23 protein-coding genes are annotated in these 22,780 nt (G+C 53.8%); 14 read left to right on the top strand and 9 right to left on the bottom strand.

All coding sequences use genetic code 11. From position 1 onward, the window contains the following. Positions 1-26 precede the first annotated feature (26 nt). Positions 27-1,523 (top strand): CoA-acylating methylmalonate-semialdehyde dehydrogenase, encoded by a 1,497-nt coding sequence (locus LG301_RS11685; RefSeq protein ID WP_404471328.1) that lies wholly within the window; start codon positions 27-29, stop codon positions 1,521-1,523. A gap of 105 nt (positions 1,524-1,628) precedes the next feature. Here LG301_RS11685 and LG301_RS11680 read toward each other — a convergent pair whose 3' ends face one another. After that, on the bottom strand, positions 1,629-2,321 hold the full coding sequence (locus LG301_RS11680) for a hypothetical protein (protein WP_404471327.1): 693 nt from the start codon (positions 2,319-2,321) through the stop codon (positions 1,629-1,631). 214 nt (positions 2,322-2,535) lie between these two features. Between LG301_RS11680 and LG301_RS11675 the strand changes: the two genes are divergently transcribed. The 5 genes from LG301_RS11675 (at position 2,536) to LG301_RS11655 (ending at position 7,215) form a co-directional block, all read left to right on the top strand. Further along, entirely contained in the window at positions 2,536-3,120 is a 585-nt protein-coding gene (locus LG301_RS11675) for a peroxidase-related enzyme (protein WP_404471326.1), read from the top strand. 82 nt (positions 3,121-3,202) lie between these two features. Beyond that, positions 3,203-4,171: a magnesium/cobalt transporter CorA gene (corA, locus tag LG301_RS11670; RefSeq protein ID WP_404471325.1), complete on the top strand. Its 969-nt coding sequence runs from the start codon at positions 3,203-3,205 to the stop codon at positions 4,169-4,171. A gap of 104 nt (positions 4,172-4,275) precedes the next feature. Further along, positions 4,276-4,854 (top strand): NnrU family protein, encoded by a 579-nt coding sequence (locus LG301_RS11665; RefSeq protein ID WP_404471324.1) that lies wholly within the window; start codon positions 4,276-4,278, stop codon positions 4,852-4,854. A gap of 139 nt (positions 4,855-4,993) precedes the next feature. Further along, the gene (locus tag LG301_RS11660; RefSeq protein WP_404471323.1) at positions 4,994-6,160 is read left to right on the top strand and encodes an alcohol dehydrogenase catalytic domain-containing protein; all 1,167 of its coding nucleotides are present in this window, start codon (positions 4,994-4,996) and stop codon (positions 6,158-6,160) included. Positions 6,161-6,171: 11 nt separating this feature from the next. Next, positions 6,172-7,215, top strand: a complete 1,044-nt coding sequence (locus tag LG301_RS11655) for a proline racemase family protein (RefSeq protein WP_404471322.1) — start codon at positions 6,172-6,174, stop codon at positions 7,213-7,215. Between the two features lie 11 nt (positions 7,216-7,226). Here the strand turns inward: LG301_RS11655 and LG301_RS11650 are convergent, their stop codons facing one another. Together LG301_RS11650 and arfB are read right to left on the bottom strand one after the other, a co-directional pair. Beyond that, complete coding sequence (locus LG301_RS11650) at positions 7,227-7,424, bottom strand: DUF1289 domain-containing protein (RefSeq protein ID WP_404471321.1); 198 nt, start codon at positions 7,422-7,424, stop codon at positions 7,227-7,229. A gap of 48 nt (positions 7,425-7,472) precedes the next feature. Next, entirely contained in the window at positions 7,473-7,889 is a 417-nt protein-coding gene (arfB, locus tag LG301_RS11645; protein WP_404471320.1) for an alternative ribosome rescue aminoacyl-tRNA hydrolase ArfB, read from the bottom strand. A 108-nt stretch (positions 7,890-7,997) separates the two neighbouring features. On the opposite strand from arfB, the gene LG301_RS11640 reads away from it, so the two are divergent. The 3 genes from LG301_RS11640 to LG301_RS11630 all read left to right on the top strand — a co-directional run bounded on the left by LG301_RS11640 (position 7,998) and on the right by LG301_RS11630 (position 12,042). Next, positions 7,998-8,609: a flavin reductase family protein gene (locus LG301_RS11640; RefSeq protein WP_404471319.1), complete on the top strand. Its 612-nt coding sequence runs from the start codon at positions 7,998-8,000 to the stop codon at positions 8,607-8,609. Between the two features lie 103 nt (positions 8,610-8,712). Continuing rightward, positions 8,713-9,870, top strand: coding sequence for an ABC transporter substrate-binding protein (locus LG301_RS11635; RefSeq protein ID WP_404471318.1), 1,158 nt, complete (start codon positions 8,713-8,715; stop codon positions 9,868-9,870). 51 nt (positions 9,871-9,921) lie between these two features. Next, positions 9,922-12,042: a methyl-accepting chemotaxis protein gene (locus LG301_RS11630; protein WP_404471317.1), complete on the top strand. Its 2,121-nt coding sequence runs from the start codon at positions 9,922-9,924 to the stop codon at positions 12,040-12,042. A 105-nt stretch (positions 12,043-12,147) separates the two neighbouring features. On the opposite strand, the gene LG301_RS11625 is transcribed toward LG301_RS11630, so the two are convergent. Next, positions 12,148-12,918, bottom strand: a complete 771-nt coding sequence (locus LG301_RS11625; RefSeq protein ID WP_404471316.1) for a DUF1499 domain-containing protein — start codon at positions 12,916-12,918, stop codon at positions 12,148-12,150. 108 nt (positions 12,919-13,026) lie between these two features. Here LG301_RS11625 and LG301_RS11620 point away from each other — a divergent pair, with 108 nt between their 5' ends. Then, positions 13,027-13,380 carry a hypothetical protein gene (locus LG301_RS11620; protein WP_404471315.1) on the top strand — a complete coding sequence of 118 codons (354 nt, stop codon included), beginning with the start codon at positions 13,027-13,029 and terminating at the stop codon, positions 13,378-13,380. On the opposite strand, the gene LG301_RS11615 is transcribed toward LG301_RS11620, so the two are convergent. After that, complete coding sequence (locus tag LG301_RS11615; protein WP_263067884.1) at positions 13,377-13,595, bottom strand: DUF3820 family protein; 219 nt, start codon at positions 13,593-13,595, stop codon at positions 13,377-13,379. The two genes, LG301_RS11620 and LG301_RS11615, sit on opposite strands and share 4 nt — an antisense overlap. Before the next feature lie 216 nt (positions 13,596-13,811). Between LG301_RS11615 and LG301_RS11610 the strand changes: the two genes are divergently transcribed. Continuing rightward, on the top strand, positions 13,812-14,237 hold the full coding sequence (locus LG301_RS11610) for a VOC family protein (RefSeq protein ID WP_404471314.1): 426 nt from the start codon (positions 13,812-13,814) through the stop codon (positions 14,235-14,237). 26 nt (positions 14,238-14,263) lie between these two features. Here the strand turns inward: LG301_RS11610 and LG301_RS11605 are convergent, their stop codons facing one another. Continuing rightward, positions 14,264-15,157: an AraC family transcriptional regulator N-terminal domain-containing protein gene (locus LG301_RS11605; protein WP_404471313.1), complete on the bottom strand. Its 894-nt coding sequence runs from the start codon at positions 15,155-15,157 to the stop codon at positions 14,264-14,266. A 198-nt stretch (positions 15,158-15,355) separates the two neighbouring features. Here LG301_RS11605 and LG301_RS11600 point away from each other — a divergent pair, with 198 nt between their 5' ends. Beyond that, positions 15,356-16,417, top strand: a complete 1,062-nt coding sequence (locus LG301_RS11600; RefSeq protein WP_404471312.1) for an NAD(P)-dependent alcohol dehydrogenase — start codon at positions 15,356-15,358, stop codon at positions 16,415-16,417. 150 nt (positions 16,418-16,567) lie between these two features. Here the strand turns inward: LG301_RS11600 and LG301_RS11595 are convergent, their stop codons facing one another. Further along, positions 16,568-17,335 carry a methyltransferase domain-containing protein gene (locus LG301_RS11595; protein WP_404471311.1) on the bottom strand — a complete coding sequence of 256 codons (768 nt, stop codon included), beginning with the start codon at positions 17,333-17,335 and terminating at the stop codon, positions 16,568-16,570. Positions 17,336-17,591: 256 nt separating this feature from the next. Between LG301_RS11595 and nfsA the strand changes: the two genes are divergently transcribed. Continuing rightward, positions 17,592-18,323 carry an oxygen-insensitive NADPH nitroreductase gene (nfsA, locus tag LG301_RS11590; RefSeq protein WP_404471309.1) on the top strand — a complete coding sequence of 244 codons (732 nt, stop codon included), beginning with the start codon at positions 17,592-17,594 and terminating at the stop codon, positions 18,321-18,323. 82 nt (positions 18,324-18,405) lie between these two features. Next, positions 18,406-19,035, top strand: a complete 630-nt coding sequence (locus LG301_RS11585; protein WP_404471308.1) for a hypothetical protein — start codon at positions 18,406-18,408, stop codon at positions 19,033-19,035. 36 nt (positions 19,036-19,071) lie between these two features. Here LG301_RS11585 and LG301_RS11580 read toward each other — a convergent pair whose 3' ends face one another. After that, the gene (locus LG301_RS11580; RefSeq protein WP_404471307.1) at positions 19,072-19,890 is read right to left on the bottom strand and encodes a PEP-CTERM/exosortase system-associated acyltransferase; all 819 of its coding nucleotides are present in this window, start codon (positions 19,888-19,890) and stop codon (positions 19,072-19,074) included. 7 nt (positions 19,891-19,897) lie between these two features. Next, positions 19,898-22,771 carry an EAL domain-containing protein gene (locus tag LG301_RS11575; protein ID WP_404475244.1) on the bottom strand — a complete coding sequence of 958 codons (2,874 nt, stop codon included), beginning with the start codon at positions 22,769-22,771 and terminating at the stop codon, positions 19,898-19,900. Positions 22,772-22,780: the final 9 nt, after the last annotated feature.

Raw genomic sequence — 22,780 nt, 5'->3', positions numbered from 1 at the left:
CAAACATAAGCGTGAGGAATAGTGCTATGCCCGTTCGCGAAATACCGATGTATATCGATGGTCAGCAAGTCGTATCCGAAAGCCAGGATTGGCGTGATGTGGTAAACCCCGCTACTCAAGAAGTCGTTGCCCGAGTGCCTTTCTGCACCGCCGAAGAAGTAGAACGCGCCATTGCCAGTGCCAACACTGCGTTTAAAACGTGGCGTAAAGTACCGCTAGGCAAGCGTATGCGCATTATGCTGAAGCTTCAGGCGCTGATTCGTGAAAACACCGCTGAGCTGGCGGCGCTGATTACCGAAGAGCACGGTAAGACGCTGCCCGATGCAGAAGGTGAGGTAGGCCGTGGCCTTGAGGTGGTTGAGCACGCCTGCTCAATTACGTCGCTACAGCTGGGCGAGCTGGCTGAAAACGCGGCAAATGAAGTCGACGTTTACACCATGCATCAGCCGCTTGGCGTTGGTGCGGGTATTACGGCGTTCAACTTCCCGATTATGCTGCCCTGTTTTATGTTTCCGCTGGCCATCGCCACCGGCAATACGTTTGTTCTCAAGCCCTCCGAGCAAGACCCTAGTTCCACCATGCGTCTGGTAGAGCTTGCCCATGAGGCGGGTGTTCCCCCCGGTGTGCTGAACGTTGTGCACGGCGGCCCGGATGTGGCGAATCAGATTGCTGATCATCAGGATATCAAAGCGCTCTCCTTTATCGGTTCGACCCATGTAGGCTCGCTGCTTTACAACCGCGCTGCGGCTGCAGGCAAGCGCATGCAGGCGATGATGGGCGCGAAAAACCACTGCGTTGTTATGCCAGATGCTAACCGCAGCCAAGCCATTGACAGCCTGTTAGGCTCCGCTTTTGGCGCGGCAGGCCAGCGCTGTATGGCGAATTCGGTCGTAGTGTTGGTGGGCGAAGCCCGCGAGTGGGTCAAGGATATTGAAGAAGGCGCGCGGAGCATGAAAGTGGGGCCAGGTACCCAACGCGATGCGGATTTAGGCCCGCTGGTTTCGCCTCAGGCCAAAGAGCGCGTAGAACGCCTGATTACCGCGGGCGAAAAAGAGGGTGCCAAACTGCTCGTCGATGGCCGTAACTTTACGGTGGAAGGGTATGCTGAAGGTAACTTCGTCGGGCCTACCCTGTTTGCTGACGTTACCGCCGATATGACCATCTACCGGGAAGAGATCTTTGGGCCAGTACTCTGTGTGGTGAGTGTTGAAACGCTGGATGAAGCCATCGAGTTTATTAACGCTAACCCCAACGGCAACGGCACGTCTATTTTTACTAACTCCGGCTGGGTAGCGCGGCGCTTTGAAACTGATATCGACGTTGGCCAAATTGGTATTAACGTGCCGATTCCGGTGCCGGTGGCCTATTTCAGCTTCACCGGCTCGCGGGCTTCGAAGCTGGGAGATCTAGGGCCAAACGGCAAGCAAGCTATCTCTTTTTGGACTCAGACGAAAACGGTCACCGCTCGCTGGTTTGAGCCGGAAAACGTTTCAAGCGGTATTAATAGTACGATCTCGCTTTAACGCTTTTCGCACGAGCAGGGCTCAACCTAGCAATGTGAAAGGTAAAAAACGCAACAAGCCCCGTCTAGGCGGGGCTTGTTCACATGCAAGGTTGCTTCACTGGACTTAAAAGTTATCAAACAGCGGTAAGCTTTTTTCAAAGAGCTGCTCGATGGGACCAAGCTGGCTTTCGTGCATTACCAGCAGCGTTGGGGCATCTTTAAAGTGCTTGCGTAGCGGAACGAGCAGCGCAAACTCTCCCTCCTCAAGGTGAAACTCGTGGATTTCACGTAGCCCGTGGGGGGTTTCAAGCTGAGAGCAACGGTAGTTATCGTCTTCGCTATAAATGAGACGGTGATACATTTTGAACAGGGTATAGAGGGCGAGGCCGCCACTAAAAGCAGGCCAGCGCGCTGGGGTTTCGCGGATATCCGGGGCTAAGGTTTTGCCATCGGCTTCAGCATCGGCAATGGCTTCTGCCAAAGGTTCTGCCAGAACCGCCTTAGCATCAGCGGGCAGCGGGCTATTTTGACGTGCTGCCTGGTCAAAATCGCTAACGGCAGCGCGAAAATCATCCAGAGAATGGATCGCGTAATCCATGTGTTGTAGGTCGGCAGGCTCAAAGCCACCGTTTTCCCAGCCATGGATAACACGTAACGTTACTTGACCCCGGCTCATCGGGCGTGCCAAAAGCATATGCAGCATCGTGCGGATATGCATTTGGCGCTCATCGGCATCATTCTCGAAAGCGCTGTATGGCTCGGCAAATAGTTCGTGCAGTCGTCCCGGAGTATGCTCTTTGGCTTCGGCGTATTGCATGGCAGTTTCCCTGTTGGCGAGCCGTTTAAAGCGCGCTATGCACGGCTTTTATGATGTTTTAGTAAGGTGAAAGTATGGCGAGCGTGGCCCTAGATTGATAGTCACTTTGTATAGTATTTTGTTACTGAATTACTAAGCTTATTACATTTTACTGGCCGCACAACCTACTCCTACGCCGCGAACATAACCACAAGATAACAACAAGAGAGAAACTATGATGGCTGCTATAAGTCGCTTTTCCGTACCAGAAACCCTCGATGAGCTGCCCGACGATATTCGCCGCTCAATCTTAAGCGTGCAAGAGAAGGCCGGGTTTGTACCGAATGTTTTTTTAATGTTGGCCCATCGGCCAGATGAGTTTCGCGCTTTCTTTGCCTATCACGACGCGTTAATGGAGCGGACGTCGGATACGCTCACCAAAGCTGAAAAAGAGATGATTGTAGTGGCAACGAGCGCCCGCAATCGCTGCTTATACTGTGTCGTAGCCCACGGTGCTTTAGTGCGTATTTATAGTAAAGACCCACTACTTGCCGATAACGTAGCGGTTAATCATACCGTGGCGAACCTCAGTGATCGCCACCGCTTGATGCTCGATTTCGCCCTGCACAGTGCCATTGAGCTAGGGGAGTTCTCCCTCGCTTGGCAGGAGCGCTTGGCGGAGGTTGGTTTCACTTTGGACGACTGCTGGGATATAGGCGCTATTGCGGCTTTTTTTGGTATGTCTAACCGGCTGGTCACCTTGGCGGGAACACCGCCTAACCCTGAATTTTATACCATGGGGCGTGAGCCTCGCAGGTGACGCTGGCGCTCCACTCCATGCGTCATCAGCGCGCTTGGCCCGTGCCCCATTAAACTCGATAGCCACCGCATCAGGGACGATTATGATTCGAAGTATGCTCACCACGCCCGACGGGCTGGCTCACGAAGGCGATGAAAACCTGATTGAGCGGTGGCAGGCAACGCCGGAAAGCCATATCTGGATAGATATGCAAGGCGAGCCAGAGCTGCGTGAGCGAGAACTGCTTGAGCGTCTGAAGTGCCACCCTATGGCCATTCAGGATGCTCAAAAAGAGCGTCACCCGCCTAAAATTGAAGAGTTTGAGCACCATACGCTGATCATCTACCGCGGTATTTCCTCTTTTGATGCACAGCTCAACTTCTTGCCTCAGCAGGTGTGCTTTTTTATTGGCGCGCACTTCCTGATTACTCTGCATCCCGGCAACGCGCTTAGTATTGATCGTTTTTTTAACGAACAGGGCAGCGCGCTGCTAAAAGAGTCCCCCGAGCGTGTAGCGCTCAGAGTCATGTATACCTCGGCAGGGTTTTATATCGATAGCCTGCTGGAGTTCGAAAGCGAACTGAGCGATCTAGAGGATGAGTTGCTAGAAAATGGTAATGACGTCCTGATGCGTAAACTAACCACCTATCGCTCACGCCTGGTGAAGCTGCGCCGTATTTTTAGTTACCACAAGGGGATTACCCAGGAGTTGACCGCCTACGACTACACGCATCTGCCGCGAGACGAGAACGAAACTCTCTACGCGATTAACGATGTGGCCGAGCGCTTTGAGCGCCTCTATACCCTCACGCAGATGTACTACGATATTTGCGGCGACTTAGTGAACGGCTATATTTCGATTTCTTCGCATCAGCTTAATATTACGATGCGGGTATTGACGGTGATTACGGCTATTTTCGTACCGCTGACGTTTATTGCCGGTATCTACGGGATGAACTTTGAGTACATGCCCGAGCTGAAGTTTCAGTACGGCTACTTCTTTGTGTGGGGTGCCATGGTGGGGATTGGAGGAAGTTTGATTTGGCTTTTCAAACGTAAAAACTGGTTTTAGGCCGTTTGGTGGGTGAAAAGTTGAACCCCTCCCATGTGGTTTAAGCCTGACTGTGGCATTCTCTGCGTCGACCAATGACGTGCATACACCTGGGAGCAAACACCATGACCATTATGATAATTGGCCTGCTGATATTTCTTGGCAGCCACTCTGTGCGTATTTTTGCGGAAAATTGGCGCCAGCAGCAGATAAATCAGCATGGGCTTACCACCTGGAAAGTCGCTTACTCTGTGGTATCGGTGGTAGGCCTTGCTCTTGCCATTTATGGCTTCGGGCAAATGCGCTTGGATCCGATCTATATTTGGTTCCCGCCGATGGGGTTACGCCATGCGGTAGCGCTGCTCATGCTACCCGCCTTTATTTTTCTGGTTGCCGCCTATGTGCCGCGCAATGCGATTCAGGCGAAGCTTGGTCACCCGATGATGCTGTCGGTGAAAGTGTGGGCACTTGCCCACCTGCTGGTCAACGGCCGGCTTGGCGATATTATCTTTTTCGCCGCCTTCTTAGTGTGGGCCATTTTGGCGTTTAAAGCGGCCAAAAAGCGCGACCGTCTTCATCCGCCAGCAGCCGTGGCAACGTCTACTCCCGCGACGATTGCCACGGTGGTCATCGGAGTTGTTGCTTACGTGCTGTTTGCGTTCTATCTGCACACGTTACTCATTGGTGTGCCCGTATTTAGCTAATAGGCATTGTGGCTGAGCGTGTTCAATGGTGGCAGCGCCTTTAGCGCTGTCACCGTTATTTTTTATGTAGGGTGACGCGGGCTAAATTTGCTACTTTGTCAGGCAGGTAATCAAGACGGTCATCTATCGGAGTCAGCCTATGAGCGAAGTAGCTAGCGCGGTGCCAGTCACAATGTCTGCCATGCTGTTAATGGGCCACGGGGACGTTGATCAATTACAGTACCACCAGAAAATACCCACCCCCCAGCCCGGCCCTGGGCAAGTGCTGGTACAGGTGACCGCCACCGCGAAAAACAACACCGACCGTAAAGCCCGCGAGGGGCTGTATCCCACCAAAGGAAAAGAGGAGGTAACCTCGTTTGCCATGGGCGGCACGCCGACTTTGACGTTTCCGCGTATTCAGGGCGCCGATGTGGCGGGACGTGTTGTTGCCGTAGGTGAGGGGGTAGATGAGCGCCGCATTGGCGAGCGCGGCCTGCTGGATTTCAACATCTACGCTGATGAGCGTCGTGATATCAACCTCACGCCGGACTACTACGGCCACGGTGCCGACGGTGGCTATGCCGAGTACATGGCGGTGCCCGCCGATCAGTTCCATCACGTGGCTAACCCGGAGCTGAACGATGCAGAGCTGGCGGCCATGGGCATGTGCTCCTACCAAACGGCCTACCATATGATGACTGCCGCCAACGTGCGTGCTGGCGAGCGCGTGCTGGTGAGCGGTGCCAGCGGTGGCGTTGGCACGGCATTGATTCAGCTATGCCGTATTGTGGGGGCCATCCCCTACGCGGTTAGCCAGCGCGATAAAGCCGAGGCGCTGCGCGCGCTGGGTGCGGAAGCGGTCATCGACCGTGGCGACCTGCCGTCGTTTGTCGAGCGTGTACTAGCAGCCACCGACGGCCATGCCATTGATGCGGTGATGGACTTAGTTGGCGGTGAAATGACCGACCTGTTCATCGATACCATGATCGGTGATATGCAGCGCCGGAGAACTTATCCACGGCTCTCCATTGCCGGGGCTAGCGGCGGCAATCTTAGCGAGATCATGTGGACGCGTATCTACCTCTATCAGGTACAAATCTTCGGTGTCTCCCACGGTACCCGTGAAGAGGCAGAGCAACTGATCGCCTGGATTCGTAGTGGTGAGCTGAAGCCGGTGCTGCATGGGGCGTTCAAACTCTCTGACTTGCATCAGGCCGAGCGCTACTTCGTGAACCGGGGCAGTAACTATCTGGGGAAAATCGTTATTGTCCCCGATGCTCAGTGGGACACCCACGGAGCCCCGTTTGCCATTACCACTGCCTAGGAGCCGGGTGAGTGAAAAATCTTCATACGATTCAATTGTTGGACACGCATGCGGGCGGCGATGTTAGCCGCATCGTCACCGGCGGTATTGATACGCTGCCCGGCGCCACGGTTCGTGAGCAGATGGAGTACCTACGCGACGATGCCGATGGCTTAAGGCGCTTGTTGCTTGAAGAGCCTTACGGCATTCCCGAAATGTCGGTGGACCTACTGGTGCCTGCCACACACCCTGAGGCCGTGGCGGGGTATATCATTATGGAAGTGATGGGCTATCCGATTTATTCAGGCTCCAATACCCTTTGCACCGCAACGGCCGTGCTGGAGACCGGCATTGTGCCCAAGCAAGAAGGTATTCAGCGCTTTAAGCTAGAAGCGCCTGCGGGGCTGGTGCAAATTGAAGCCAGCGTGCGTAACGGCGTTGTGGAGTGGGTGACATGCGAAGGCCTGCCCAGCTATATCGATACCTACCGTGACACCATTCACGTGCCAGGCGTTGGCAACGTGACTTACTCGATTGCTTATAGCGGTGGTTTTTACGCCCTGGTCGATGCTGAAGCCCTAGGGTTTAAATTAGTACGAGACGAAGAGCAGGCCCTAGCGGCCTGTGCCTATAAAATCGTTGAAGCGATCAAAGCCCAGCGCGGCTTTTCTCATTACACCTTAGGAGATGTGGGGCCGCTGCCGTTTCTGCACTTTATGGGGCCAGAAGAGCAGGTGGCGGAAGGCTATATCCGCTCGCGTTCAACGACCTACGTGCACCCTGGGGTTATTTGTAGAAGCACGACGGGCACCGGAACGTCAGCGCGGCTGGCGCTGATGAACTATGAGGGGCGGTTAACGGTAGGTGATAAGCTCGAAACGGTGTCGCTGCGAGAAACCGGGTTTATCGGTACCTTTACCGGTACCCACCAGGAAGGCGCCTACCAAGTAGTGGAAAACACCATTACGGGTCGTAGCTATGTGCTGGCAGAGTCGAAGATTGTGATTAACTGCGACGACCCAATGGTGGCCTGTGGCGAACTGCACCCTATTCTGAGTGACCGTCATAGCGAGTAACAACGCTGGGCTTAGCGGGTCTTGATACCTGCGTCCACATAGCCTTGCTGCTCAATACGTTCCCATACCGGGGCCTTCTCGGCCTCGGTCATGCTTCCCCAGCAGGCGATTTCATCCAGCGTACGTCCGCAGCCCTGGCAAATCTGAGTGCTTGGCTCTATTTGGCAGACGTGAATACAGGGCGATAGCGGACGAGGAGACGTTGACATTTGGTTCACTGTGTTAGGCATGGAAGAATATTGGGAGCTGGATAAACCCTAGCCCACCGGTACTTTACCACGCAGCGACTTAATTTTGCCTTTGCGGGTTTTATGATCCACACGGCGGCGCTGCGAGCCTTTGGTGGGCTTTGTGGGGCGGCGCGCTTTAGGCTGTTTCGCTACGCTTTGAAGCAAGTCTTGCAGGCGCTTTAGCGCATCCTCTTTGTTCAGCTCCAGCGTGCGATAGCTCTGAGCTTTAATAATCACCACGCCCTCCTTGCTGATGCGCTGGTCAGAGAGGGCCATCAAGCGCTCTTTGTAAACAGGCGGCAGCGTTGAGCGCTGAATATCAAAACGCAGATGTACGGCAGAGGCGACTTTATTAACGTTCTGACCGCCTGCGCCCTGCGCGCGAATTTGGCTAATATCGATTTCCCAGTCGGCAAGGCTAACGCTATTAGAAATAGTGAGCATTCAATTCCTTGGTATCCCAATGAGTCTATAAGGCTAACACACTTGACAGTGAGCAGGCTGCGGCGGCCTATTAAGGAACACTTCTCCATCACAAGATAAGGAGCACCCATGGATGCCCTATTAGAACACTCACCGCTGAGTGTAGGGACCCTTTACCGCCTGCTATCGGGCAGCGTATGTCCTCGCCCCATTGCCTGGGTCGCTACCCAGGACAAACGAGGAAACACCAACCTAGCCCCCTTCTCGTTTTTTAACGTGGCCAGTATTGATCCGCCTATTCTGGCGTTCTCACCGCTTTTGGATGGCAGTGCTCAGCCCAAAGACACACTACTGAATTTAGAGGAAGTAGAAGAGTGCGTGGTGCACGTGGGCACTGAAGGACTAGTGGAAGCGCTTAATACCAGCAGTGCCAGCCTTCCCCGTGGAGAGGATGAGTTTACGCTGGCGGGGCTTGAGAAGGCCGCTATGCAAGGCGTTCGCGTGCCGCGTATTAAAACGGCACCGGTCGCCTTCGGTTGCAAACTGGTGGATGTGGTCCGCTTTGGCAATCGGCCACTGGCCGGCAGCTTAATATTGGTGCAAATCGTCGCCGTACATATCGATGATGTTCTTTGGGATGGCCGCCATGTAGATATGGATGCGCTTCAACCTATTGGCCGACTCGCCGGTAGCGACTACGTGCGCATTACAGACCGTTTTGCCATTCAACGGCCAGCGTAACCAACGACACGTTTTATTACATTCTGTTTAGGGCTAGCTAAGCTTAAGTCGTATATTCTTTGGCCGATAAAAGAAAAACGTACCATCTTCTGAGGGTAAATCAATGGGGCGAATCACAGCATGGCTCATGGCCACCGGTCTAATCATTGCGCCAATAGCGCAAGCAGACCTTGAAGTAGGGATGGTCGCCCCTGCCAGCGGTGGAGCTGCACCTTTAGGTATTGGCATGCAGCAGGGCGTTGAAGCCTACTTTGCCAAGCTCAATGCGGAAGGGGGCGTTAACGGCCAATCGCTGAGCCTAACCACCTTTGATGACCAGTATGCGCCGTTGCAGGCTGCCAAACACACTCGTGAGCTGGTGGGTAATGACAACCTATTGGCGGCGATTGGTAATGTCGGGACACCTACCGCCGCGGTAACCATTCCGATTTACAATCAGGAGAAAACGCTCCTGTTTGGCGCCTTTACCGGGGCTGGTATCCTGCGCCGCTCCCCGCCCGACCGCTATGTGATTAACTACCGGGCCAGCTATGTTCAAGAGACAGCCACGATGATTGATGGGCTTCTGGCCGCGGGTATCCAAACTGAAGAGATCGCTTTTTTCACCCAAAACGACAGCTTTGGGGATGCAGGCTATAACGGCGCGATTCGTGCCCTGAATGCTCAAGGCATCTCGGATACCTCCCAGCTGGTGCATGGCCGTTTTACGCGCGGAACCCGTAATATCCACCAGGGCTTAGCCACTATTTTGCAGGCCCCAGTAACCCCTCGCGCGGTGATTATTGTCGGCACCTTTGGCCCTGCCGCTGATTTTATTCGTGAAGCGCGTCAAGACCTCCCCGACACGATTTTCCTTAATGTCTCCTTTGTGGGTAGCCAAGCACTGCTAGAGACGCTAGGCCCACTAGCGGAAGGGGTCATCGTTACTCAAGTTGTACCGCCGTTAGATGCTGACCTGCCTGCCGTTGAAGAGTATCGCCAAGCAATGGCTGAATATGCCCCGGACGAAACGCTCGACTTTATCTCTCTTGAAGGTTACCTGGCCGCTAAACTTTTCGCCGAGGGTGTTAAAGCCGCAGGCAGTAATCCTGACCGAGAGGCCGTTGTGGATGGCTTATTAAGCCTTGGCAGTATTGATATTGGCGTGGGTGAACCGCTCACCTTAGGGCCGAATGACCACCAGGCAAGCGATGCGGTATGGCCCACTATTATCCGAAACGGCCAGTTCGAGCCCGTGGATTGGGCTAGCGTAGCGCCGTAACGGATTGTTAACGTTTCTTTTGCTTTACCTCTGACACAGCGAATACCTCTAATGAAAAAAACCATAAGCATCCGCGCGATGCTGATTAGCCTCTTTGCTGCTGCGGTGCTGGGCAGTATTGTGCTGGCGGGCACCGGTTGGATGACCAACCATAGGCTCATTAGTGTGCAGCATTTTATTACTGATGAGGTACTGCCGCTTCAGGATGCTAGCCGCAGCATGGTGCTGACGATGGGCGCGTTTGGCCAGCGGCATGCCGATTTGCTAGCGATAAGTAATGCCCGAGAGTTGGAGCAGGTCACGCCTCGCAGTGAGCTAGATACGCGCTACAGCCAGGCACGCGCAGGGCTTACACGTATTGAGCAAACAGGTGTTGCTGGGCAACTGACCGCGTTAGATAGTGAATACCAAGCCCTGTTAACAGGCGATGAGGCGCTTGAAAGTGTTCGCCGTGATGCGTTGAGCCTGCAGGCTCAGATGGCCGAGCAAATTGCCCAAATGGAAGCGGACATTACCAACGTGATGCGCAGTGCCGAAGACATTGCGGGCCGTACGGCGCTGGCTCAAGTGCGTGAAGCGCGTCGCCAGCGAGAGCTTATGGAGGCCTGGCGTGAAGAGGGCTCGACCACGTTGCCCACTCAAATTCTAGATAATATGTTCACCGCCCGGGTGGATATTAGTCGCCTGAGTGGCAATGCCCGCATGGCGGTTGCCACGCTGTCCGATTTAGGGCGGCAAATGATGCAGGTGAATAGCATTGATGCATTGGTCAACCTGCGCAGCAATGAGATTTCCCAGCAGGTGTCGCTGGCCCGCCAGTCTCTGGCAGCGATTGCTGATGCCTCCAGCACCACCGTCGAACAGCGCGCATTGATTAACGAACTCGATGCGGTGATTGTTGAGTTAAACGGCTTAATGGTTGAGGACGCTGACTCGGTCTACGCCCTGCGCCAGCAGCAGTTGGACCTGAGTGCCCAAGTGCAGGCCGCACTGGCCAACGTGGCGACTGCAACGAACCAGATGCGTGCTGCGCTAAGTGACATCGAAGCCTACACCGTTGCTCAGGCTGCCGGCGCCAGTGAGGAAGCCGAAACCTTGGCAAATGCGGGGCGTACCCTGCTGATTATGGTAACCACGGGTGTGATTGTGGTGTTGGCAATATTCGGCTGGCGCACCCTGGTTCGCGTGCTCGGGCCGCTGGTCGCTATGCGACAGCAAATGGAGAGTATTAGCGGTGCTGCGGGTAAGAATGCGGACCTTTCAATGCGCTTGGCGTTAGAGCGCAACGATGAGGTAGGCCAAGCTGCGCAGGCTTTCAACCGCATGATGGATACTTTTGAGAGCATGGTGGCGCAAATTCGTGAAAGCGCTGAGGCCATTGCGGCCAGTAGCCGTCAAATTGCGGCGGGTAACGAAAACCTTTCTCAGCGTACCGACCAACAGGCGGCGTCTCTGGCTGAAACGGCATCAAGTCTTGAGCAGATTACCGCCACAGTGAAGCAAACGGCCGACTATGCTGAGCAGGCCAAAGGCGCCAGCGGTGGCGTTGACCATCGGGCGCGTTCGGCAGGAGAAGTCGCCAAGCGCACCACCGAAGCGATGAGTGACATTCGTCAATCAAGTGAAAAAATCACCTCGATTATTAAAGCGATTGACGACATCGCATTTCAAACGAACCTGTTGGCGCTTAATGCCTCCGTAGAAGCGGCCAGGGCAGGCGAGCAGGGACGCGGTTTTGCCGTTGTGGCGCAAGAAGTGCGTAAGCTTGCCGGGCGCAGCGCTGAAGAGGCGGCGCAAATTCGCCATTTGGTAGATGACAGCGTTAAAAAAGTGAGCGAAGGCGAACAGTTGGTCACCGCGTCCAGCAACCATTTGCAGGATATTATCGATAGCCTGACGGAAGTGACCCGCTACGTGACGGAGATTGCCGATGCCACTCAAGAGCAGTCCGCCGGCATCGTCCAAATTAACCAGGCGATTTCGCAGCTGGATCAAGTGACGCACCAAAATGCGCGCTTGGTACAAGAAGCCTCTAGCGCAAGCCACACGCTGGACGAGCGTGCGGGGGAGATGCACTCTCTGGTCAGCCGTTTCCAGGTCACGAGTACGGGTCAGCGCCCTGCTTCATTGCCTCAGCCAGAGGAGCAGGTGCGCCTGCAGCCGCCGGTTTAACCCTCGTTTGCCACGCTACATAGCAAGGTAACCACTAGGCAAGCCCGCCGCTTTCGCAAGCGGCGGGCTTTTTTATCAGGCGTATACGGCACCGTTCTGGGCCGTTTACTCTAAGCGTTCACGTAGTGCCGTCAGAAATGTCTCGATTCGCTGGGCATTGGTGCCAATATCACTGGCGCCTAGCCGAGAGGCAGAGCGCATATCGACACGCACAGCGTCTTGTTGCTCGGTTAGGCGTATTACCACGTCATCTTCAAAGCCAAACCATTGAGTCGTGGCGGTCGCTTCAAGGGTGTTCTCGGTAATCGCCGCCACCTGCCAGCCAGATGCTTCTACCTCCGCTTGGGCTGCCGCTAAAACGCGCTTGACAGGGCCGTCGACCACGAGCGGCTGCACGTTAGGATACGCCGCCCGCTGCTGGCGAGCGGAGGCCTCGCCGGGGTAGTCCACTGCATTAGGTGCCGCTTCGCGGGCGTCTTTTAAGGCAGTGAAGACGGGAGGATTTTGCATGTCGGTGGTAATGTCGTGAATCACAGGGGCCTGCTGCGCGCGCTGCCACTGTTGCCACGGTGAATAAAGCAGCGCCAGGGTAGCTGCCATCACCACTACCGCTACCACCCCAGCACGAAAGCGGCGGGTGATGCCACTCACCACCAGCAGTATCAAACTGAGCAGCATCGCACCTGCAGCGGCGTATACGCCGTTACGTAGTAATGCGAATGCCTCGCCAAGCCCGAGCAGTTGCCAGCGGTAAGCCGGGCCAGCGCCCGCCATCAACAGAACAGCAATAAAAAGCGTTAAAACGCTTACCCAGGCCAATAGCGTTGGCCAGAAACCGCCTTTAGATCGTTGCGAGGTGTTTAATCGTTGAGTCATGCCTTTTTCCTAGCGTCTATCGCGTTAACATACCTAGAGAGTGCCTTAAGCATCACCATCGCTTCCATGGTGTGCTGATTAACCTGACAAAGAGAGTACGCCACAACAATGACTCAACGCGATACAAGCGCCGCCTTAGCGCCCCAGGTGCGCTCACTTCTACTCAGCACGCCCCGCGCTAAGCTGCCCATGACCTATCAGCAAGTAGCGATTGCGTTAGGACTCAAACCACCAGGCACTATTCAGCGTGTTGCCCAAGCGCTTGAACAGCTAATGGAAGAAGATGTGGCCGCCGGGCAGCCAATGATTGCCGCGCTGGTGGTTAGCCGCCGAGGTGATGATCTGCCCGCCGCGGGCTTTTTTGAAAAAGCGGTGGCGCTAGGCCGGTTTCCTGACGATGTTAAGCAACACCCCGCGCGTTATGCCGAAGAGCGTGAGCGGGCGCTGAATGCCATGGGTTAGTAGGTTCTTTTGCGCAGTGGCTCAAGCAGATCGCTTAGGCCGTTATGGTCAATTTCATGCATTAATTGAAGAAGTTGGCCAATCTCTCCTGCAGGAAAACCCTCCCGCGCAAACCAGTTGAGATAGGGGCCAGGTAAATCGGCAATAATCCAACCGTGGTGCTTTCCAAAGGGCATCGTGCGGGTGACGAGTTTTTCAAGGTCTTCAGGTTGCATAAGATAACGTCCGTGCTTGATTACCCGCGTGGGCAGTCATCATGGTGAGGTAGTGAGAATAGTAAGGATGTTTATTGTCGCTAGGGTGTTTATTTTCGCATAGCGGGTGCTGGAATAGTGAGCCAACGGTGAGCTTTATGCGATGATCTAGCGTAGCGGTGACTCAATCGTAAAATGAAGCCGACCTCAAAAACGCCAATGTAACAGGAGATCATCATGAGCCTTTCCCCTTTCCATTTAGCGATTCCAGTCTACGACGTGGCGCTTGCCCGCGCGTTTTATAACGATGTGTTTGGTCTTGAAGAAGGGCGCTCTAGCGACCACTGGGTCGATTTTAACTTTTTCGGCCACCAGCTAGTGATTCACGAGCATCCCAAAACTCCCGGTCAAGAGAGTGCTCACACTAACCCGGTGGATGGCCATAACGTGCCGGTGCCTCATTTTGGCGTGATTTTAGCGTGGGATGAGTGGGAAACCCTGGCCGAGCGCTTAAAAGAACGAGACACCGATTTTATCATCGAGCCTTATATTCGCTTTAAAGGCGAAGTCGGCGAGCAGGCCACCATGTTTCTACTCGACCCCTGCGGTAACGCCCTTGAGTTCAAAGCGTTTAAAGATAAAAGCCAGATATTTGCCAAGTAAGCCTACCGCCTATTGAGGCCGACTATCTATGCACGTAGTGCCTGTTCCTGGCGCTTATGCTGTAACGGTGACTCGCCAAAGTAGCGCTTATAGTCTCGGCTGAACTGAGGCACGCTGCGGTATCCCACGGCCAGTGCGGCTTGGTTCACATTGTGACTATCTTGCAAAATGAGCTGCTGCGCTTTAATCAGGCGCAGCCGCTTCAAATATTGGGCAGGCGATGAGCGGGTAATCTGCTTAAAGTGCTGATGAAACGTTGATACGCTCATATTTGCCTGCTGAGCGAGCTGCTCGACGCTAAAATCGTCAGCAAACTGCGCGTGAAGTTTCGACAATATCTGCACTATGCGTGCGTAGTGCCCATGCCCTGTTACCAGTGCTCGCAGGGCGGGGCCTTGCTCCCCTTTGAGCGCTTCAAATACCACATCCCGGATGCGGGCATCGCCCATCAGCGTGCACTCAAGGTCGTCATGCAGCGTGTGAGCTAAGCGCAGCATTGCCATTTGCATGCCCTCCGTCATCGCAACAGACGCCATGGGCTTAGGGGGCGCTGGGGGTAAGCGACTATCTCCCATGGCGGTAACCATTTCACTGAGTAACGCGGGGTCCAGCTTGACGGAGATGCCGAGTAGCGGCGTAGTAGGCGAGCCATGGGTTTCGCACTCGAAAGGCATGGGTAGCGTCTGTACGAGATAGTGGCCCGGGTTGTAATGGATCTCACGGTCGCCCAGGTAACCCACTTTACGGCCCTGGGCAATGATAATTAAGCTGGGGTCGTACATTAAGGGAGTACGTTCCTGATGGCGCCCCAAGCAGAGCAACCCCACCCGCGCCAGTCGAGACGCGTTTAATCCGTTTCCGCTCACCAATGGTTTGATTAAGTCAGCGAGCGCGCTGCCCGTATGCGCTATGCTAGTCACGGCTGCTTCCCCTTCGTGATGTTACGTCAGTAGCAATCGACAATTATGATGTTTTTAAGCTATTTGTTGTTATTTTATTGCACATAAAGAGAGAAATGAGCAAAAAAAACGTAGCTTCGCTCATCGCTATCTCACCGTTAGCAGCGAATAATGGAACGACACTTCCGCCTATGCGGAGCATTTTAAAAAGGAGTTTGTATGAGCCAAGCAACATCCTACGCGGCGTTTTCTGCCGATAAACCGCTGGCACCGTTTACCTTTGATCGTCGTGAGCCGCGCGCCGACGACGTTGCTATTGAAATCCTCTACTGTGGTGTTTGCCACAGTGACCTGCACTTTGCCCGTAACGATTGGGGCATGAGCCAATACCCAGTGGTGCCCGGCCATGAAATTGTTGGCCGCGTGACCGCTGTGGGTAGCGATGTAACGCGCTTCAAAGCCGGTGATTTAGTCGGTGTGGGCTGCATGGTGGATTCGTGCCGCACCTGTTCTGCGTGTAAAGACGGCGTAGAGCAGTACTGCACGGAAGGCTTTACCATGACCTACGGCAGCCCCGACCGCCAGGACGGCACGTTAACCCAAGGCGGCTACTCTGATGCGATCGTGGTCAGCGAACACTTTGTGCTGCAAATGCCCGATGGCATCGACCTCGCCTCTGCGGCGCCCATTCTGTGCGCGGGTATCACGACCTATTCGCCCCTTAAGCACTTTAAGGTTGGCAAAGGCCACAAAGTGGGCGTGATCGGCATGGGCGGCCTTGGTCACATGGGCGTCAAACTCGCCAAAGCGCTGGGAGCTGAAGTCACCGTATTTACCCGCTCAGACGCTAAGGTAGAGGAGGCCAAGCGCAACGGTGCCGACCACGTAGTGGTTTCTAGCGATGAAGCGCAGATGAAAGCGGTCGCAGACTCCTTCGACTTTATGCTGGATACCATTCCGGTACAGCACGACCTGAACCCCTACCTGACCTCGCTGAAGTACGATGGCACGCACATTCTTGTGGGCTTACTAGAGCCTATCGAGCCTGCTATTGAAGCGTTTAATCTGGTCTTTAAGCGCCGCGTTGTGGCGGGTTCACTGATTGGTGGCATTGCAGAGACCGAAGAGCTACTTCAGCTGTGTGCTGAGCAAAACATCACTTGTGATATCGAGATGTTAGATATTAATAACATCAATGAAGGCTTTGAGCGCATGGAGAAAGGCGATGTGCGTTACCGCTTTGTTATTGATATGGCGACGCTGAAAGACGCTCCTCTGTAAACCCTGTGTAAATAGCGCCATCAATGCAAACCCACCGCCTTCATGGCAAGACGCTCCTCTGTAAACCCTGTGTAAATAGCGCCATCAATGCAAACCCACCGCCTTCATGGCGGTGGGTTTTAATGGGGGCATTGCAAGGTGCGCGTACTATTAAACGTGGGCCGAGACCCTAAGCCGGACATAGTCAGCCGTCCAGTTGCCGTGTCCATCGCTTAGGCTGTGGGCAAGAAGGTTCATCGTATTATCAATAATGGCTTCTTGCAGGTCTTCGTCTAAGTTATGCAGAAAGGGGTTGGCGAAGGTTTTAAGCCAGCCCGCCATGCCTGTAGGCAGCGGCGTCGGGCGGGGGATTAGCTCAATAGAGTCGACATGAAACCCGACGGTTTGCAGCAGGTGGGTATACTCTTGCGTGGTAGGGAAATACCACGGATGGCGCCCGTGTGAGCTGATGCCACGAAACTGCAGCGAGGCGATGAGTGCGGTGCAAATAGCCGCCACATTGCCGTGGCCGCCAAACTCTGCCACAAAGCGCCCACCCGGTTTTAGCGCACGCTTCACACCCGCGAGCACCTTTTGTGGGTCGAGCATCCAGTGCAAGGCCGCATTGCTAAATACGGCGTCAAACTCATGATCAAAAGGCAACTGGTGGGCATCAACGACACGGGCGTTCAGACCTCGCTGACGTGCAGCATCCACCATCTGCTCCGACGCATCGACACCCAATACATCTGCCCCCGCTTGGGCAATACGCTCGGTTAACGCACCATCGCCACAGCCAATATCCAATATGCGCTGGCCCGCTTGCGGGGCTAAAAGTTTTAACACCTCGCCTCCCAGTTTGGGAACGAAGTTAGCATTTTCCGCATAGTTGCTGGCATTCCATTCCTGCCCTGACGGAGTGTGTGAGCTGTAAGACATGGTGGCTTCCTGGTAACGTTATTCCATTAATTTCCATGCCCATCAGTATAGCTCTACACGGGATAACTTATTAGCTAAGAAACCACTGATTAACGGGGGTATTTGTCCATGTAGCTTGAAAGTAGCCGCGTACGCTTCCAAGTAAGCGGCTGACCTACGCCGCTGTTAAAACCGACTCAACGACACACCATAAAGAGGCCGAAGCTGTGCCATGCTAGCTGCTGGTTGATATCACCCTACTGATAAGTGAGATGCCATGAACGACGTTATTAAATTACTGCAGTCCCACCGTTCTATTCGAAAATTTAGCGACCAGGAAATACCCCGCGGATTGCTGCTTGAGCTGATTCAAGCGGGACAAAGCGCGGCGACCTCAAGCCATGTGCAAGCCTATACCGTGATTCATGTTAAAGATGCCGCTAACCGTGAGCAGATCGCCGAGCTGGCGGGGGGGCAAGGGTATGTCGCTAGCTGCGCAGCGTTTTTAGTATTTTGTGCTGATATGAAACGCCCAACAGAAGCATCGGCACGCACGGGAGCCAACGTTGAACGGGGGATGACTGAGCAGCTGCTGGTCGCCACGGTAGATACCGCACTGATGGCGCAAAATGTTGTGGTCGCTGCAGAGTCTGAAGGGCTAGGTATTTGCTATATCGGTGGTATTCGCAATAACCCCCAGCAGATTAGCGACTTGTTGCGCCTACCTAAGCACGTTTATCCGGTATTTGGCTTATGTCTTGGTTACCCAGCACACCAGCCGGAAATAAAACCGCGTCTGCCCGTAGAAGCGATTTTAAAAGAAGACTACTACACTGAAGACACCGATTTGGTGCACGCCTTTGATTCCACCATGCAGGCTTACTACCAAGCGAGAAGCAGTAGCAATAAGAATACCGACTGGTCTCACAACTTAAAGCCACTGTTCGACGACAAGCTACGCCCCCATATGCGTGATTTTTTGGTGAAGCGCGGCTTTGAAATGAAATAACGCACTAAGCAGCATAGGTTCAACATGCCCACCTTGATGGCATGGCTAACAGTGGCACTAAAAACTATAAAAGGAGCCATCAATGACGCTTACGCGCGCCTACTATCTCTTAGCTGGTTTTTATACGCTTATCCCTGTGATAGGTGTGGTTGCGCTGTTTTCAGGTGGGGGTACGCCGCTTGCCATCGCTCACCTCGCGCTGGGGGCGTTGGCTGTGGTGGGCCTATGGGGCTATATCTTAAAACGGGGCTTTATGAATCCGCGCATGTGGCGGCCTTTTGCCATCGTACTGGCCATTGGGGCGGTATTCCAACTGTTGGTGATTGTTACCGTGCCGGTGGCAAACGTTGAACTAACCTGGATGCTGACCAGCACGGTGTTTTCAGTCTTGCTGGTTATTTTGCTTTACCACTACGGCAACCGTGACCAACCGCTGTGGGCAACCTCAGAAGAGCAGGCAGCTGCCCGTCAATTGTCAGCACTGCTGGATACCTCTACGCCGTTAACGGCGGTATACCGCGAGGGTGAACGGGAAAATAGTGTCGACGTTAGTAAGGAGGGTGATGAGTACAAGGCGCGTATTACACGCCGCACGCACGGGCAGCATGAAGCCTTTGAACAGCGCTTTAAACATCCTGAAACCTTAGTGTTTTTTCTGGAGAAGTTTGCCAGCGTAACGGTGCAGGATTTTAAACAGCAACGCGCCTCTTAGCCCTGGGCAGGGGCTGGCTTAGGCTCAGAGTTAAGCTCAAAGTGCGGAAGCATCACTCAGCGCAGAGGGGGCTGCCTGCGCTAGCTGGGTTGCTAAGCTGGATTTAATGAGTGCATAGAGCGGTACAAGTGGCGCTGGTAAGCGCTGTTCAGCTGCCCGCTGGTCGATATAAAAGGCGGCTCTTTTTCCGCAGTATTGGATGGGCTCGCCTACTTGTTGAAAGTGCAGGCCTGAGGCACCAAGCAGACGGTGAAATTTTGGCTCAAGCATCGCGAAAACATGGTGGCGCTGTGTAATTCCTACAATGGCCGTTGCGGCTAGAAATAAACTCAAACTAACCAGCGCTGGGCTTTCACGAATACTGTTCTCATGATTGTGGATATCAGTAGCGCTTTTTCTTCTAAAGGCGGGATGAACCGCCAAACGAGAAACTTCACACACTCTATCTGAAGAGAAGTGACGGGGATGAACGTGGGAAGTAAAAAGGCTTGCATCATAATAGGTTTCAAGGGGAAGGGAGGCTGATGGACAGAGACGCTGTTGGCTAATCAGCACTACACGCACGCACCCCACATCAATGCCGGTATCTTTATGGTGCAGTAAACAGAGTATTGAGTGCTGATCGTGAATGTCCTGTTCAATATTTTGATGGCGCGTATCACCCATATTGTAATTAAGCTCTTCGTTAAAAACGGCATGACGAAGTGAAAAGGCGCGTATTTTTTCGGCGTTGGTTTGCGCAATGATTAAAGAGAAGTGGCTATCAAAAAGCTCGGGTGAAAAAGAGTGTTGTTTGAGGTCTTCGGGGGTGGTGGTCGGTGGCTTAATAGAGCTAATAATGGTCGGTTTTTTCACGGCGACGTTATTCCTTTAGCAGTTGCACTAACCTCTTAGGCTTACCCAAGTGGAAGCCCTGTCCATACGTGATGCCGTACTCTTGAATAATAGTTGTTAATGCTTCCTGGTCAACATACTCAGCAATAGCCTGCTTTCCAAAACCTTTTGCGATGTCTGCTATCGCTTTCACAATGGTGTGGCTATCGGGGTTAGTCAGCAGGCTACGAATGAACGAACCGTCTATTTTTATGTAATCAACGGGTAGCTGGCCCAGGTAATGGAAACTGCTAAAGCCGATGCCAAAATCATCCAGCGCAGTGCGGCAGCCTAAATCGCGAAGGCTTTGCAGTACATTACGTGCCGTGGAAAAGTCGGTAATCGCGGCCGTTTCGGTGACTTCTAAAATCAGGTGGTGCGGGTCTGCGCCACTGCTGCGTAACTCTTCCATTAGGAACTGTCTTAAGCCTAAATCATGCAGTGATTGTCCAGATAAGTTGACCGCGAGCGAAATGCCGCGCTCTTGTAGCGTTTTAAGTGCCTGCAGGCTGTGTTTAATTACCCAGTGGTCAACCTGAACGATTAAGCCGCTCTGTTCTGCGATAGGTATAAAATGGTCGGGCGAGATTAAGCTGCCGTCAGGGTTTCGCATCCGTAGCAACACTTCGTAATGTTTGATATCGCGATCCTGCAGTCGAACAATGGGCTGCGCCATTAATTCAAAACTGTCTGTTTCTAGCGCGCTGTGCAGCTGCTCTACCCAATAAACACGCTCTTGGAGTTCGTCTTTAGCATTGGCCTCCTGGGAGTGCAGGAACCAGTGAGGCTGGCCGCGCTCTTTCGCTTTGTACATCGCCATATCGGCACTGGCGAGCAGGTCTGCTGGAGTTTGCCCATGGCTTGGGAACAGGGCGATACCTATGCTGGCAGAGATATGATGTTTTCTGCCTGCACTGACAAAGCTAATAGCATCTAACAGCTGGGTGATATATTCGGCAATATGGATAGCTTGCTGGCTGTTAACACTCTCTAGTAGCAGTGCAAACTCATCTCCGCCTAAGCGGGCAATAGTGCTACGTTGGCCTAAATTAGCATATAGCGTCTCCGCTACCTTGCAGAGCAGCTGATCACCAATATGGTGGCCGCTAAGCTCATTCACGTCTTTAAACTGGTTAAGATCCAGTAGCAAAATGGCACCCTCACTGCGGCGTGAAAGTGCGTTAAGCAGCGCATCTTGGAAGTAGCGGCGGTTGAACAGCTCCGTTAACGGGTCGTGTTCGGCCAGCCATGTTAATCGCGACTCGGCCGCTTTGCGTTCGGTGATATCTAACCCAACCGATATACGGGCAGCGCAGCCGCTATGGTTGTCGGCTAGAGGGGCATGGTACCAAACGACGGTGTACAGACGATTATCTACCGTGTGAAACGTTTTCTCTTCCTGGCTGGGAGCATCCAATGGCGTTTCAAGGGGAGCTGTTTCGCTACTCTCCGCCTGTGATGATGTGCGGCGGCTGAGAGCCAACGGGTCGTGCTGATCAAAAATATCCAGAAAGTGGCGACCGAGCAAATCGCTATCCTTAAGGCCGAGCCCCTCCCGCGTGTAGTCGTTCACCAGCTGGATGCGACCGGCAGCGTTTTGTACAACGATAAATACCCGCGCGGTATCTAAGAGGCTGCTGATGAAGTCGCGCTCGGTAGCAAGTTCCTCAATGCGCTCTGCGAGTTGGTTGCTACGCTCTTGTACCGCGTTTTCTAGAGATTCAAGCTGATACGCGAGCTCGCGGGTAGAGTGCTCCAACACATCAATTTCATTGGAAAGGCGCGGCGTTGAGCGAGGCAACTTAGCGGTGACACGGCTAAATTGGCCATTGGCTAGTGCAGGAAGTAGGCCGGCAACGCGTCGCAGCCGCGCCATCGGCCCCAATAAAATAATTAAAAGCAGTAGCTGGGCCGCCAGCCAGCCCATTACCCCAACAAAAAGCAGTGTATTTGTGGCTGAAGTAATCGCAGCCACCTGAGACGTGATATCGGAGATAAGCAGGAAGTAGCTAGTGCTACGCCAATCTGCGTCATCTTCCATATAAATCGCGCCAAGTTCTAAGTGGCGGTTAGCATACTCAGCCTTGAAAGGCGTATTCGTTAGGGCATGAATAGGTGTTTCAGCCGAGACAGTTTGCAGGAGTGACAGGGTAGGTTCGCGATTAGTCAGCGCGACTAGATGGCCATTCCAGTCTTGTAAACGGCGCTCTTCTAAGATTCCTGCAATCTCGCTATCTCCAATGACCAGCAGTGCAATTTCGCTGCCTGAGACCTCTTTCGCCTGGCGAGTGACATCCGCTAGCGAGCGTGAGAGCACCACGGTGCCAATACTTTCGCCTTCCATTAGCATAGGCACCGCCGCAAACTGTTGGCAGTCGTTGGCGCAGCGCAGTGTGTTGATGGGTGAATCGGTGGCTAATACTTCACCTATCCAGCTTTCTAAGGGGAGGTCGGCAGGGGAGGTGCTGGTTCCTGAATGGCCGGCCAGCCGCCCTTGGGCATCGAACACAAACACTTCGTCGACCCCAGCTTCAAGCTGTAAGGATGGCCAGCGAGCATTCAGAGCGGTCTCTAATGCGGAGTCGCTGCGGCGGGCCAATGCTTCAGCCAAATCAGGCGCAGCGGCTGTTAAGCCCGCTAGTTGGCGCAAATTGTCGGCAGAGCGCTGCATCGCCAAGCGCACTTCACGCTGTTGGCGCTCGTGATGTGAAAAGCGATTGTTTTCAAACTGCTGGGTTAAATAGTGATGTCCCAGCCATGTGGAAAGCGCCACTAGCACCAGCAGCAGCAGGCTACTCAGCGCCGTGACGCGCCAAGTTAAGCTAAGCCGTTGTCGTGCTCGTACATTCGCAAACGCTTTCATCACGGACGC

Origin of the sequence: Vreelandella venusta (assembly GCF_044809155.1) — a bacterium.
Taxonomy (GTDB): domain Bacteria; phylum Pseudomonadota; class Gammaproteobacteria; order Pseudomonadales; family Halomonadaceae; genus Vreelandella; species Vreelandella venusta_B.
This window is presented reverse-complemented; position numbering and strand designations above follow the sequence as displayed.